This is a genomic window from Streptomyces sp. NPDC004051, assembly GCF_053604275.1.
Genome location: NZ_JBSGHG010000027.1, coordinates 83810 through 98383 on the forward strand (window position 1 = coordinate 83810; position 14574 = coordinate 98383).

Genomic DNA, 14574 nt, shown 5'->3' on the forward strand with positions numbered 1-14574 from the left:
CCCAGTGGAGCCCTCGGTATCGGCGGGGAGAACCGAACGCGGGTCAGCCAGCACCCGGACACGGACGGAACACCCCCGCGTCGGCGGGGAGGACACGATGACCACCCGGTCGTGCCCGGAGAACTCCGGAACACCCCCGCGTCGGCGGGGAGGACACGGAGAAGAGCCACCCGGAGTACGCCGACTGCGGAACACCCCCGCGTCGGCGGGGAGGGCGATGGCGTCTACGTCCTGCACTGGCTGGACGCCGGGTCACCCCAGCATTGGCGGGGAGGACTCAACGAAGCCGCAGGCCCACACGGTCTGCGCCGGAACACCCCCGCGTCGGCGGGGAGGACGTGCCCAGGTACGCGCCCGGCTGCGGGTGCGTCGGAACACCCCCGCGTCTGCGGGGACCACCCGCGTCTATCGGGCGCCGCACCCTGGACTGCGGAACATACCTGCGTCAGCGAGGACAAGGGTGCCGGCGCACGGGGTCGGTCCGGGGTCGGAACATCCCCGCGTTGGCGGGGAGGACTGCAACCCCCGATGCCGCACCCTCTGGTTCGTCGGAACATCCCTGCGGCGGCAGGGAGGACACGGGGGCCGGGCACGGGATCCGGTAACACGGCGGAACACCCCCGCGTCGGCGGGGAGGACCGCGCGATCCAACGGCCCTGTGCCTTCGTCACCGGAACACCCCCGCGTCGGCAGGGAGGACATGGACCCGGGATCGGCCTGGAACCTGTACGACGGAACGCCCCCGCGTCGGCGGGGAGGACTCGACGATCTCCTTCAGTTCGCCGACGGTGAGCGGAACACCCCCGCATCGGCGGGGAGGGCACCCGCCCCCAACGCTGCCCCGAATGCCGCACCGGAACACCCCCGCGTCGGCGGGGAGGACCACTTCTTCCACGGCGGCCGGCACTCGCCCCTCGGAACACCCCCGCGTCGGCGGGGAGGACAAGGTCAACGGCCACGCCGCGGCCGACCGTGGCGGAACACTCCCGCGTTGGTGGGGAGGACCACCCGCGTCTATCGGGCGCCGCACCCTGGACTGCGGAACATACCTGCGTCAGCGAGGACGAGGATGCCGGTGCACGGGGTCGGTCCGGGGTCGGGACATCCCCGCGTTGGCGGGGAGGAGAAGTCTTGGAGGGGCGGGCCGCCTGGCCGGCTTGTTGAGGTAGGGCGCGAGCGTGTTGTTGGGGCCTGCTGCATGCCCAGGTCCTCATATGTCGATACGTTCGAGGCGACGCGTGGCGTCCGGCGCAGCAGTGAGGGCGGGGTCGCCTCCGCTCGCGTGGAGTCGGCATCATCGGCTTGTAGCCGGATATCTCGTTCTGCGGGGTAACCCGGCTGCGTAGAAGGTGTTCGGCCGGCGGGGGTCGTTTGCACACAAGAGGTGACGGACCCCAGGGGTCCGTCACCGTTGGCTCAGAAGAGCCAGCCGACGAGTTCGCTGATCAGAGCACGGATCACCGCGCTGACCACTACGCGTGAGGCACCGAGAAGTACCTCGCGACGCAGGACGAACTTGTGCAGGAACCGGGACACTGCATCTCCAGAGCGCAGACTGGGCCGAGGTTGCGCCACATCCCTCGGGAGGGTCGTGCGTTCGTCTCGGCGTGTCGTCGTCTGGAGAGTCAATGGGGCTCCGCGCACCTCCCAGGGAGGCGTGCAGCGGTTATGTACTCTACGGCGGAAGCACGTTGGTGTGGCAATGCTTGGGAGAATTTCCCTCCTCCGGTCTTCAAAGAGGTGCGGCAGGAGGACGGGGGGAGTTGCGGTTGGGTCTTTCTGCCGTGACCTTTTGAGGTACACCTGCACTGCATCCGCGACAAGGAGCTTCCCAATGCTGATGTCAAGCCGCTGCCGTGACAGGTGGTGTGGCTTGGTAGCACGCCCCGTCACGGATCATCGCCCACAGAACGTTCAGGCGGCGGCGGGCGAGCGCCAGCAGCGCCTGCTTGTGGCCCTTTCCCTCGGCACGCTTGCGCGCGTAGTACGTCTTGGAGGCCGGGCAGCTCTTGAGGCTGGAGAGCGCGGAGAGGTACATGGCGTTGAGCAGGCCGCGGTGGAAGCGGCGGGGTCTGCGGAGGTTGCCACTGACGCGGCCGGAGTCGCGGGGTGCCGGTGCCAGGCCGGCGTAGCCGGCGAGCCGGTCGGCGCTGCCAAAGGCGTCCATGTCCCCGCCGGTGGATGCGATGAACACCGCGCCCATCAGCTTGCCCATGCCGGGCAGACTGAGGATCACCTCGGCGTCCGGGTGCTCGCGAAACCGGGCCTCGATGAGGGTTTCGACTTCCGCGATCTCCTCATCGAGGGCCATCACCCCCTTCGCGAGCCGCAGCACCATCGCGGCGGCCGGCTTCTCCCCGGGCAGGGCCGTGTGCTGGGCCTCGGCGGCCTCCACGGCTGTCCGGGCGAGGGCTGCGGCTCCGCGGACCTTGCGGTTGCGCAGCCACGTCTCGATGCGCTTCGCCCCCGCCCGGCGGATCGCGGCCGGCGTCTGGTAGCCCGTCAGCAGCATGACGGGGCCCTTGTTCGTCAGGTCCAGTTCGCGTTCCAACGTCGGGAATATCTCCAGCAGTTGAGCGCGGAGCCGGTTGATCTGGCGGGTCCGGTCGGCCACCAGGTCAGTGCGGCGGGTGGTCAGAGTGCGCAGGTCCACGGCGACCTCGTCGCCGGGCCGCAGCGGGCCCAGGTCACGGCGCGTGCGGGCCTGGTCGGCGATGACGAAGGCATCCTTGGCATCCGTCTTTCCCTCGCCCCGGTAGGAGGCCGAGGCACGGTGCACGGTCAGGCCGGTGATGTAGACCATCGGCTGGTCGTGGCCAAGGAGCAGGCCGATCAGCAGGGCGGCACCGCCGCTGTTGAGGTCGACCGCCCACAGCACGTCTTCGTCGAGGGCCAGTACGTCGCCGATCAACTCCAGCAGGGTCGATTCGTCGTTGAGGACCCGGCGAGACAGCAGTCGTTCGCCGTCCGCGTTGATCACCACGCAATGGTGGTGCTCCTTGCCGATGTCCACTCCGGCCCATATCCGGGGCACGGTCACCTCCGTCAGCTCGTCGCGCGTTCACAGCCCAGCAGACGACCTCGCCGACGTTGCCCTACGCAGCGATCGAGTCGCATCTCCCAATTGGCGGTCGAGTCGTCGCGGGGCTCTGGGCGGCCAAGCTCCTTGAGCCATTTACGGCGCACCGCATGCAGCCATACCCAGAGCCCCTGGGTCCACCGATCTTACGAATGATCAGTTCAAACCCACCACTGAAAGGTAGGGCACCGCATGTCCCTGGACTCCCGCCTGTGGGGCAAGGCTGCCGGGCTGGGCAAGGACGCCCGCGGGGCTCACCGCACGCACCCTTTGATCTGTCATCTGCTGGATACGGCGGCCGTCGCGGAGGTCGTCTGGGATGAACTGCTGACCTCGCACCAGCGGAGCATGGTGGTCGGGGCGCTGCAGGTTCCGGACGGGGAGGTGCGGGCGCTCGCGGCGTTCTGGGCGGGCTTGCACGACATCGGGAAGATCAGCGTGCCGTTCCAGCTTCACCGGAGTGGCCCGAAGAACGCGGATGGAGAGCTGCTGGCGCAGGAGCTGGGCGGTGAGCAGGGGTATGGATTCGCGGCTGGCGCCGCGCAGGACAGGCAGTCGCACGAGGTGGCAGCGCACTGGTGGTTGGTGGGGATCTTCGAGGAGATCGGTTATCCGTCGTCGAAGCGGCGTCCGCAGTCCCAGCTCAGTCACGCGGTGGCCCAGATGCTCGGTGGGCACGGCGGTCGCTACCCCCCGGCCGTCCGCGGCAAGGACTATAGGTGCCCTGCCGTCCGTCACCCCGGTCTGGGAACGGGTGGGTGGGAGGAGCAGCGGCGGGTCCACTTTGACGAGGTGCGCAGAGTGACAGGGGCGACCTCGGTTCCGCGAGGGCGGATGACGTCGGGAGCGGCTGTCGTTCTGACGGGGCTGGTGGTTTTGTCGGACTGGCTGGCCAGCATCGAGGTAGAGATTCAGGCCAGGCTCAGGCAGGAGGGATGGGCTGGGGCTCTTGAGGACCTGGACGCTTACTGGAAGATCGCCCGTGAAGCGGCTCTTCGTCTGGTGCAGAGGACCGGCCTGCTCGGGACGGGTTTCGCCCAGCCGGATGCGGTTCAGTGTGCGGGGGAGACCAGCCTTCTGGCCAGTATGGAGGGCCAGCTGCCTGATTTGGTGACCGAACACGGGCCGGGCCTGGTGGTGGTGACGTCTTCGCCGTCAAAGGAGCGTACGGAGGCGGCTCTTCGCGCAGCGGCGGTCCTGGGGCATGCAGCGGGCGCGCGCGGTCTTTTCTATGCGCTGCCGACCGGTTCATCGGCCGACAGCCACATGGCGCAGGTGCATGCTTTCGCTGAGCAGGCCCTGACGGGCCCCTGGCGGTCGCTGCTGCTCCACAGCTCTTCGCGGTTGAAGCCGGCGGAAGCCGCGAAGCAGTGGGCGCAGGCCCATGTGCCCGGTGATGTCAGCGCGGAGCCTGGTGAGGAGTGGGTCCCGGCAGCGAACAGCTGGCTCAACTCCCATCACCGCGCGCTGCTTGCTGCGCTGGGCACGGGGACGGTGGACGAACTTCTCCAGGCGGTCATGCCGGTGAAGTTCAATGTGATGCGACTCTTCGCCTTCTCCGGCAAGGTCGTCGTGGTGGACGAGGCCCATGCCCGCGGTGCCTGGGGGCAGAAGCTGATGCTCCGGTTTCTGGAGTGGGCCGCTGCGCTGCGGATTCCGGTTGTCCTGGCTGCGATGTCTGCGGACAAGTCGGTTGATGCGATGCTGGCGGCCTATCACCGTGGCGCTGGAGGGGGCAGAGAGCCGATGGTGCAGCCTCGCCGGCTGCCGGCGTGGTCGTTCGTGGATGCTCATTGCGGAGGCGGGCACCTGCCTCGGCAGCCTGCGGGAGCCGTTCGCGCTGGCACGCTCAGCATCGAGGTCCTTGATGGTGCACCGTACGACGGGATTCAGGCGGCTCTTGTGCCGCTGGTCGAGGCCGGCAACGGCAGGGCCGTCGTCTACCGGTCGACGCCTGTGGAGGCCATCCGTACGTTTCGTCAGCTCTCGCAGGATCTGCCCGGCCTTGGGGTGTCCCTGGTTCATGAGCAGATGCGCAACAAGGACCGGTGGCGGCGTCTCGCGGCCTGCCGGGACGCCTTCTCTCCCGACGGCGGCGTCAGCGGTCCTTCCGTGCTGGTGACGACGCCGATGCTGGAACACGTCAGGGGTCTGCGATTCGACCTCGTCGTATCGGGGCCGGCACCGCTCGCGGGTCTGCTGGCCCGTGCGGCACAGGGCGCGGGCGACCGGCCGCGGCTCGTGGTGCTCCGAGCGGACAACAAGTCCGAACTGGACGACGTCGCCCTGGTGCGGCGTACAGACATAGTCCTGGGGGCCGGCAGGACGATTTCCATGCCGGAGGACGTGCCCCTGCTGTTGGACGAGGTGTACGCCGACGAGCTCGTCGACAGGGTGGGGGAGGCTGCGGCGCGTGAGCTTCAGCAGCTGGACAACCGGCGGACGGTCCGAGAACGAAGAGCCACCGGTACTGCAGGCTGGCTGCAGGTGCCAGGGCCGCGGGAGCTTGATGGCGACCTCGGCCTACTGAGCCGCGACCACCCCGGTATGGAGCCCGAACTGCTCTCCTGCGTGCTCGGTGAGGAGATGGTGCATGTGGTGTGCCTGTACCAGGGGTTCCTCCTGGAGGAGGGGGGCCCCGAGGAGAGGCTTGTGTTCGAGTCCAAGCGCAAGCGCAGACCGAAGCCGGGCCAGCTTGTCCCCTATCTGATCCCCGTACCGCAGCGGCTCGTCGACGGCGTGACGGGCGATGCAAACAGCGACTGGCGCGACATGGCCGCCCTCAAGAATGTCCTCCGGCTGAACATGAGCGGGGAAGACGGTACGTGGGTGCGAACCGGCGAGAGGCGCCGGTTCCGCTTAAGTGAACTGGGCCTGACTGTTGATCGGTTGCCGTAACGGCCCACATCCTCCCCGCTTGTCCTTCTAGTATTCCGTGACGTGCAACGATGCGGGGGGGGGAGGGGGCGTGATCACGTCTGCGTCCAATCTGATCGACCAGCCATGGATCCCGGTCGCGTGGGGGAAGGGGCAGTCGGGTCCACCTGAAGTGGGGCTCAGGGACCTGTTTGTGCACGCCCGGGAGATCCGCACTCTGCTGGTCCCGGAAGCTCCGGCTCACTCGGCGCTGCTGCGCTTGCTGTACGCGCTGACCGCCCGGATCACCGCTCTAGACGAGGCAGGGCCTGGAAGCTGGGGTGACCGGCGGGAACAGGTCAGGGAACAGGGGTTTCCCGAGCAGAGCATCGACCTGTCTGACGGCCGCAAGGCCGGCATCGAAGGCTATTTCGGTCAGTGGAGCCACCGCTTCGACCTGTTCGACGGTGATCGTCCGTGGCTCCAGGACCCCCGCCTCCCTGACCAGTGCGACAGGAACAACACGGCCGGCGTCCACAAGCTGGTCATGAGCCGGGCAGCGGGCAACAACCACTCCTGGTTCGAGCACTGGAGCCACGACAGTCCCGTACCTCTCGATCTTTCGCAGGCGGCATTATCGCTGCTGACCTGGCATTACTGGGGAGACCCCGGTGCCCTTTCGAGACGTGCGGTCGGGCAAGTGAGGAGCCACTATGCGAAAGCGTCACCCCTGCGGGCCGCGCTGTCGTACCACCCGCAGTGCGACAACCTGCTCCTGACGCTGCTGGCCGGTCTCACACCGCCGGACGGCGGCGTCAGCCGACACACGGACCTGTGCCCGTGGGAGCGTGAAGACCTCCCGGACCCGCTCAAGCCGATGCCCGAGCCGCAGGGCCCCTGCTCACGGCTCACCGCCTGTTCACAGCACGCACTCTGTCTCGTCCCCACCCCGGACGGCGAGCATACGGCCGACGCGTACATCACCTGGGCCTATGACGCCGAGCGGATCCGACCGGAAGACGACTACCTGATCTGGGACATCACCAAGGACGGGAAGACATCCCCCCGCCTCGCACACTCCTCCCGCTCTCTGTGGCGCGACATCGACGCCCTCCTGCTCAAGCAACTGGACGACGCACACCCCATCCAGCCGAAGGTCATGGACCATGCCTTCGACATCAGTGAGTACCTACGCGTACGCGCCCTCGGCTTCGAACAGGACGCCAGCCAGGCAGCCAACCACCAGTACGTCGACTCCGTGACCCCGGTGCTCCTGTCCCGAGTGGAAGAGGATGCGGCGAGCACCGAGCGGCCCGTACGCCAGCTCCGCGAACTCGGCGAGCTCTTCGGGCACCGGCTGGAGCAGGCCACGAAGGAAGCCTGGCTGAAGTACACGGATGACAAGAAGAAGGATCCGGGGGCCTGGCTGGACGCGGTCGCGGCACGGTACTGGCCATCGGCGGAGGACGAGTTCTGGTCACGGTTCAGGCAGTTGACACGCTCTGACGGCGCCACGGACACCGGATTCGACTTCGAGGCCGCATGCCGAGCCTTCGGGCGGCACGCGCTCGACGCCTACGAAGCGGTGACCGACTCCGTGACGCGCACACCACGAGGCGCGAAGGCCGTCACCAAGGCGAAGGCCGTCATCCTCGCCGCCCTGAAAGACCCGCACAAGGCGATGGAGCAACCGGTGACGAAAAGCGCAGCCAAGAAGCCGTGACCGTCACCCGCCGACCCGAGGACAAGCTGTGACCTTCCAAGCTTCTGAACCGAGCAAGCGGCAGAGAAACCGCGCCACGTACGCCGCATTCACCGCACACATCGAACATCTGTGCCGCACAGACCCCGGTGCCCGTGCGGCGCTGCGCGCGGGCCTGCGCCGCGACCTGGACCACCCGCGCACACGCCCCATGCACCGGCTGCTGACGCCGCGACTGCCGGAAGGGTGCGACGACAAGACAGCACAGGCTTACTACACGGTGGCCTCGCTGATCGCGGCTCAGCCCCGGCACGCCTTCTCACCCGACCAGGCAGACGACGAAGACACCGCAGCCGAATACGGGACGGCAAAGAAGCAGACTCCTCGGGAAGAAGGAGAACCGGACGAGAGGCAGACCCCGCCCGGGCCGATCCCGTATGGCTCCTCGTTCGGTGCCACCCTGGGCCAAGCCGTCACCGCAAAGGGCACCTCGATGCGGATGAGCGCCGCAGAGAGCCGTATCAACCTCCTGACGCGGCAGAGCCTGCGCGGTATCCACCTGCACCTTCCTGCTGCGGTGAATCAGGTACGCACCACCGACACCTCCATCGACTGGGAACAGCTGCTGGTAGACCTGGTCGACTGGCAGTACCAGTCGGGGCGTATCAGCCGCCGCTGGTTGCAGGACTTCTACCGGATCACGGCCGGCGCCGACCAGGACTGACCCTCACCCACAGGAGACCCCCGATGAACCCCAAGCCACGCTTCATCGACATCCATGTCGTCCAACCCGTTCCCTACGCGAACCTGAATCGGGACGACACCAATTCAGTGAAAAGCATGCTCTACGGCGACGTCCTGCGTACCCGCATCTCCAGCCAGTCCTGGAAGCGGGCCACCCGCAAGCACTTCCAGGACACGCTCGGTGAGAACGCGCTACGCACACGCCGTATCGGCGAGCGGGTCGCCGAGGTGCTTCACGAGCGTGGGTGGGACAAGGCGCTTGCCGAACGCGCGGGCGCGCACGTCGCGGCGGGGAGCAGCATCAAGTGGGAGGTGGCCAAGGGGAAGGACAAGCAGCCCATCACGAACAAGGTCCTGACCAACGCGCTCGTCTATCTTCCCGAAGACGCTGTCGAGGACTTGGCCGACATCGCCGAAGCCCACAAGGACGCGCTCACGACCGACTTCACCGGCAAAGGAAAGAACAAGCCTGAAAGCGCCCTGAAAGGGAAGATCGACAATATCCTGGTCAAAAAGAACGGGGTCATCAACCTCTTCGGCCGCATGCTCACCGAGGTCGACCAGGCCAATGTCGACGGTGCCGTCCAGGTCGCGCACGCCTTCACCACGCACACCACCGAAGTCGAACTCGACTACTTCGCAGCTGTCGACGATGTCACCGAGGCGAAGGGCGACGAAACGGGCAGCGGCCACATGGGCACGGCCGAGTTCAGCACCGGCACCTTCTACCGGTTCGCCACCGTCGATCTCAAGGAACTCAGCAAGAACCTGAGCGATGACAGCGACATCGCACTCGATGCCACCCGCGAGCTCGTCAGCCAGTTCCTGCTCTCCTTCATCGAGTCCCTGCCGCAGGCGAAGAAGAACTCCACCGCCCCGCACACCATCCCGCATCTGGTCCACGTGGCGGTCCGCTCCGACCGGCCGCTGTCGTTCGCCGCAGCCTTCGAGGAACCCGTCCGATCAGCCGGACACGGCGGCTTCGTCGGACGCTCCGTGGAAGGCATCGACGCGTACGCCAAAGCCGCGAACACCCTCCTCGGCCCCGACCGCGTTCTGCACGCGGCACATGCTTCCCTCCAGTTCGACAAGCTCGAGCACCTCGGCGAGCGTCACTCGTCCTTCGAGGCTCTCGTCACCGCCGCTGTCGACTTCGCTCTCGCCGAGGCCCCGCAGTGACCGACCGTCCCTCCCGAGGGCTGCTGTTGCGTCTGGCAGGCCCACTCCAGTCCTGGGGCACGCACAGCAAGTACGCGCGGCGTGACACAGCCCGATTCCCCACTCGGTCCGGCATCGTGGGCATGCTAGCCGCAGGACTCGGGCGAGTGCGCCAGGCGTCCTTGGACGACCTCACGGAGCTGTCGATGACGGTACGTGTCGACCGACCCGGTGTCGTGCTGTCCGACTTCCACACCGTTGGCGGTGGACTGCCCGCCGATGAGACAGTGATCACCGTCGATGGAAAACACCGCCCCGAAGGTAAGGGCACTCTGGTATCCAGGCGCCAGTACCTAGCCGACGCTGCTTTCACGCTCGCGCTGACGTCCGATGATGAAGCGCTGCTGCACGCGTGCGCCGCTGCCCTGCGTGACCCGTACTGGCCGCTCTTTCTCGGCCGCCGGTCATGCCCGCCGGAAGGCCCGATCCTGCTGGGCTGCGGGGAAGATCCGCTGCGCCACCTGGTACAGCTGCCCTTGGCAGCCAAGAGGCCGCGCAGCGGCCGGCAGCCGATTGAGTTCTACGGCGACAGACCGCTCGGTGCGCTCCCCGTGAACTCCGACGCCCCGGACAAGGGCGACGGGGATCACCACAGCGGCGAGGTCACCGACGAGCCGATGTCGTTCACACCACTGGCGCGCCAGTACCGGCCTCGGCCGCTGTACCGGCGTGCCGTGCACCTGCCGGACGCCGCCTACAAAGGCTTCGGCACCGGCTACCTGGAGACGCTCCAGAGCTACATCGACACCCACTTCGCAACGGCGGAAAGGAGCACCCGGTGACTGTATGGCCGACCCCCATCGTGCCCTGCTCTCGCGAGGCCCGCCGAACTGAGCGGCAATGTGCAAGGCATCCGACTGCGCCAGCGCATGGTGCAGATGTTCCCCGACGCGCTCGAAGCGGCGTACGACTCCTGCTACACCCTCATCGACGCTGCCTGCTACGCCAGGGCGCGGGCGTGAACGGGCTCGTGCTCCGGCTGGCCGGCCCGATGCAGTCCGGGGATGAACGCTTGGCGTTCACCCCCGACGGGGACACCGCCCCGTTCCCCAGGCGCTCCGCGCTGCTCGGCGCGCTTGCCGCGGCGCAGGGCATCACCCGCCAGGACACAGGCGCACTCGACCGGTACGCGGCTCTAGAGTTCACCGTCCGGGTGGACCGGCCCGGCGGCCGGCGAAGCAGACGTGCTCACCGTGTACGACATACCCCTCTGCTTCGCCCTACACGGCCGCAATTACGGACGGCGCCAGCTCCACCGCACCGGGGAACGGTACTCCCTGCACCTGGTTACCGGCCCCACACCTTGCCCACGAAGCTGATCCACTACGCCATGAAGGAGGCCGCCGCATGAGCCCCAGCGCGGCCCTCGCCCGCATCCGCCTCAATCCCCACAGCCGCGCCGTCCAGCGCGACCTGCGCAACGCCACCGACATGCACCGCACCCTTATGCGTCTGGTACCCGACGGCCTGGGCGGCAGTCCCCGGCAGGCGGCCGGGCTCCTGTACCGCCTCGACGTAACCGACACCTTCAGCACGCTCCTGGTCCAGGCCACCGCCCTCGACCCGACACGCCTGCCCGACGACTACGGCCACGCCGACGTCAAAGACCTCACCCCTGTGTTCAACGCCCTTCAGAAGGGCCTCGCCGTCCGCTACCGCATCGTCGTCAACCCGGTCAAAACCGAACGCCTGCCACTGGAGAACAAGGGCCAACGTGGCAAACGCATCGCGCTCACCGGACCGGACGCCGACCAATGGTGGGCACGCCGCGCCCACACGGCCGGACTGCACCTGACCACAGCGCTGCCCACCCTGATCGCTGCCGTGCACGGCAGCGACAACAGCACCGCCGGCGTGCGGCATCACCTGGTGCGCTACGACGGCACCGCCACCGTCACCGACCCTGACGCCCTGACCGAGGCCGTACTGGTCGGCATCGGACGAGCCAAGCCTTACGGCGCTGGCCTGCTCAGCCTTGCCCGCGCAGCCGCATAAGCCCACCTTCGACGGCGGCCAGGCCCAACAAGCACCTGGCCGCCCCCGCCCTGGCCATGCTGCCGCGCGTCGCGGACTCCCTGTCCTTTCTACGTGGACATGGTCCGCGTGGTGCAGGACGACACCGGAGTGTGCGCGCAAATCCAGGTCAACGGCCACCGCACCGACCTCGTCTACCTCCCCACCGCCGCCCTGTCCTGCCTGCTGCTGGGCCCAGGCGTCTCCATGACCACCCCGGCCCTGACCACCCTCGCCCGCCACAACACCAGCGTCATCTGCGTCAGGGCTGGCGGCGTCCCCGCCGACATGAGGGCGTTCCGAATGCCGTGGAGGCCCTCGCTCTTGCGACGAAGGACGTGTCCTCCCCGCCGACGCGGGGGTGTTCCGATCTCTTCATGCCGCCGCTCGTCCCCCTCGGGGTCCTCCCCGCCGACGCGGGGGTGTTCCGGACATGGGCCAGGCCACGATCTCGGCCGGTGCGTCCTCCCCGCCGACGCGGGGGTGTTCCGACGCCGCCGATCCCGCCCCGGCTGGAAGTCTTGTCCTCTCCGCCGACGCGGGGGTGTTCCGCACGCCATGGTGCTGGCCCAGACGCTGCAGGTGTCCTCCTTCTCTGAGATGAGTGGGACTTGTTGTCGGCTCAAGCACCGGCCGGTGAGACGGCCGCACTTCACGGATCCCCGTCGTTGCGGCTCGCGTGTCCGGCCGGTAGGCGGGGCGTGGGCACAGTTTGGGTTCGACGCGACGAAGATCCCCGCCCGTCACGGACGGACGGGCGTCGGGGGTGGCGTGCGGCTGGGGGATCGGGGCCGTCCTGGTCCTGTTGCGCGTCGGCCGGGACCTCCGTGCGCTGACGGCAGAGCGCCTGCCTGCGTCCCTAGGCCCTGCCGTGAGTGATGGCAGCGCCCGCACCAGATCTTGTGCTGCTCTGACGTTGATAGGCGTCGGCCAACTTCCTCCTGAGAAAGTAGGTTTAGCAGCGCTGTACCGTGGGGATCACAAGCGCTGTAGATAGTTACAGCACTCACGTGGTGAGGAGTACAGCACTCATGCATCGTCTTCAGCCCATCGCCAACGGACTGCACACCGACCATCCCGTTCCGGGCCTGCCCTTCGTCGACGACAGTCACCTCCCGGTCGATGACCCGGCCGCCGTCGAAGCCATCGGACGCCACGAGGAGGGAGGCACCTGGGGCCGCTGGGACAAGGACCGGCAAGTGGAGGGAGCCTGGCTCGCCTTCACGACAGACCCGATCCGCCAGGACCTCGCCTGGGTCCTGCGCTACCACCCCGACCAAGGCCGGACGATACTGCTTGTCCCGGACAAGGACGCTTCGCCCTGGCACAGCAGCTGGTGGGGGCCACAACTGCTGTTCCGTCAGGGCGGCTACTGGTGGGACGGAACCACCTGGTACCGGCCCGACCAGATCTGGGACACGCCCAGCGAGCGCTTCGAACGCCGCCCGGTGAAAGCCGCGACCACCATCACCGCGGCCGACCTGCTCGACGACAACGCACACCCCGCCGGCGGACGTCTGCTCAAGGTCGCCAACGTCGACCTCGAAGCCCCCGTGCCCGATTCATGGAACGACCACCTCGCCCTGTGGGCCTCCCGCCGGCCTCGCAACGCCCGCCCGCTCTCCCAGTGCGTGGTGCGCCTGTCCGCACCCGAACTTGCTGCCGACCAGCTCATTGGCGTCGCCGAGATGGCGCAGATCGGCAACATCGCCGCCTCGACACTTCGCGCATACATCGCTCGCAACCAGCGAGACGTGCCGCCACCCCAGGCAACCGTCAACGGCCGCAACCTCTGGGCACGCCCTGTAGCCATGGACTGGGCAGAGGGACGAGACCGCTCTCCGGAGAGCGCGGCCGCCAGACTCGCCACCGAGGACGACCTGCCCATCGGCCTGGCCGAACTGCGACAGCAGCTCACCCGAAGGTTCTTCGGCGCACTGTGGGAGCGGCCCGACTGGCGCAAGCGCTGGGCCTTGCGTTTCCGCACCGAAAAGGCTGTTCAGGAAGTCGCTGACGAACTCGCCCTCAGCGTGGCCGCCGACACCGACAGCATCATCGACGCCCACGACCTGGCCGCCACCGTCCGCCACGCCATCCTCGACGAGTTTGCCAGCGGCAAGGAACTCGACGAGTCGCTCGGCGACACAGGACCGACGACGTTCTACGGGATCACGACACCAGTCGCGAAGATGCTGGACTGGATCATCCGGCACCACCCTCGAACAGCCCACTACCTCATCGGCGAGATCATCGGAGACGCTGAACGCCGTTTCGCCATCCCACGCGACGTCAGTGCCGAATCCATCCGCACCGCCCTCGGTCTCGACAGCACACTGCCACGCCCGGTGCGGCTCGAGTTCCTCGAGCGTGCCCTGCCTCCAGACACCCACTGATGCAGGACGTCGGAGCTGGCTGGCCGGAGCGCGCACCGGCCAGCCAGCTCCGACAGGTACCCGCAAGCCACCGCGCACCTGTAGAGCCCAAAGACATTCGTGATATCGGCCCCCAGTGGACACAGTCTGTTTTCGTCCTCGACGGCGCCTTCATCGCTGACCGACGCAGCTGTCGGGCTGGCGCCGCCCGGCGCCTCACAAGCCCTCGAAGCTCCGGCGGCAGTGGCCGCTGGGCGGCTGGATGTACTGGGTGGGCGTGCCGATGTGGGTCAACATGTAAAACCGCCAACAGTTGCACCGTCGCCACAGGCATTGCCGTACTCGCCTGGACGATCTCCTCCACCTTGGCCTTGTGCGGCCTGAGCCTGCGATCGTTATCCGCATCTACAACGCCACCCCGCTCTTCCAGTTGGAGTTCTACGCTGAACTCGGCTGAGAAAAGCTGGGACTTCGTCCCAGCTTTTCTGTCTCATTAGAGCTCGTAACACGATCATGATCGGGCTTTCTTGAGACGTCTCCAGCAGATCAGGCTGCAGGCCAGGGAGACGAAGGCATCGTGGAGTTCGGTG

General features: G+C 67.6%; 9 protein-coding genes. 8 read left to right on the top strand and 1 reads right to left on the bottom strand.

The features are described 5' to 3' along the window. Positions 1-1843: 1843 nt before the first annotated feature. Positions 1844-3034, bottom strand: a complete 1191-nt coding sequence (locus tag ACWEQO_RS24780) for an IS110 family transposase (RefSeq protein WP_452985264.1) — start codon at positions 3032-3034, stop codon at positions 1844-1846. 237 nt (positions 3035-3271) lie between these two features. Between ACWEQO_RS24780 and ACWEQO_RS24785 the strand changes: the two genes are divergently transcribed. The 8 genes from ACWEQO_RS24785 (at position 3272) to ACWEQO_RS24820 (ending at position 14005) form a co-directional block, all read left to right on the top strand. Next, on the top strand, positions 3272-5977 hold the full coding sequence (locus ACWEQO_RS24785) for a CRISPR-associated endonuclease Cas3'' (protein ID WP_452985265.1): 2706 nt from the start codon (positions 3272-3274) through the stop codon (positions 5975-5977). 70 nt (positions 5978-6047) lie between these two features. Next, entirely contained in the window at positions 6048-7658 is a 1611-nt protein-coding gene (gene casA / locus ACWEQO_RS24790) for a type I-E CRISPR-associated protein Cse1/CasA (RefSeq protein ID WP_452985266.1), read from the top strand. Between the two features lie 28 nt (positions 7659-7686). After that, positions 7687-8361, top strand: coding sequence for a type I-E CRISPR-associated protein Cse2/CasB (gene casB, locus ACWEQO_RS24795; RefSeq protein WP_452985267.1), 675 nt, complete (start codon positions 7687-7689; stop codon positions 8359-8361). 23 nt (positions 8362-8384) lie between these two features. After that, on the top strand, positions 8385-9560 hold the full coding sequence (cas7e, locus tag ACWEQO_RS24800; protein WP_452985268.1) for a type I-E CRISPR-associated protein Cas7/Cse4/CasC: 1176 nt from the start codon (positions 8385-8387) through the stop codon (positions 9558-9560). After that, positions 9557-10381 (top strand): type I-E CRISPR-associated protein Cas5/CasD, encoded by an 825-nt coding sequence (gene cas5e / locus ACWEQO_RS24805; RefSeq protein ID WP_406357230.1) that lies wholly within the window; start codon positions 9557-9559, stop codon positions 10379-10381. The genes cas7e and cas5e overlap by 4 nt, the downstream gene beginning before the upstream one ends. 188 nt (positions 10382-10569) lie before the next feature. Then, entirely contained in the window at positions 10570-10950 is a 381-nt protein-coding gene (gene cas5, locus ACWEQO_RS24810; RefSeq protein WP_452985276.1) for a CRISPR-associated protein Cas5, read from the top strand. Continuing rightward, on the top strand, positions 10947-11594 hold the full coding sequence (gene cas6e / locus ACWEQO_RS24815; RefSeq protein ID WP_452985269.1) for a type I-E CRISPR-associated protein Cas6/Cse3/CasE: 648 nt from the start codon (positions 10947-10949) through the stop codon (positions 11592-11594). Before cas5 ends, cas6e begins: the two co-directional genes overlap by 4 nt. 1049 nt (positions 11595-12643) lie before the next feature. Continuing rightward, complete coding sequence (locus ACWEQO_RS24820; protein WP_452985270.1) at positions 12644-14005, top strand: hypothetical protein; 1362 nt, start codon at positions 12644-12646, stop codon at positions 14003-14005. Positions 14006-14574: the final 569 nt, after the last annotated feature.

Coding starts and splice junctions, on each gene's coding strand:
- ACWEQO_RS24785 (WP_452985265.1), top strand. CDS start 3,272: ATGTCCCTGGACTCCCGCCTGTGGGGCAAGGCTGCCGGGCTGGGCAAG.
- cas7e (WP_452985268.1), top strand. CDS start 8,385: ATGAACCCCAAGCCACGCTTCATCGACATCCATGTCGTCCAACCCGTT.
- cas6e (WP_452985269.1), top strand. CDS start 10,947: ATGAGCCCCAGCGCGGCCCTCGCCCGCATCCGCCTCAATCCCCACAGC.
- ACWEQO_RS24820 (WP_452985270.1), top strand. CDS start 12,644: ATGCATCGTCTTCAGCCCATCGCCAACGGACTGCACACCGACCATCCC.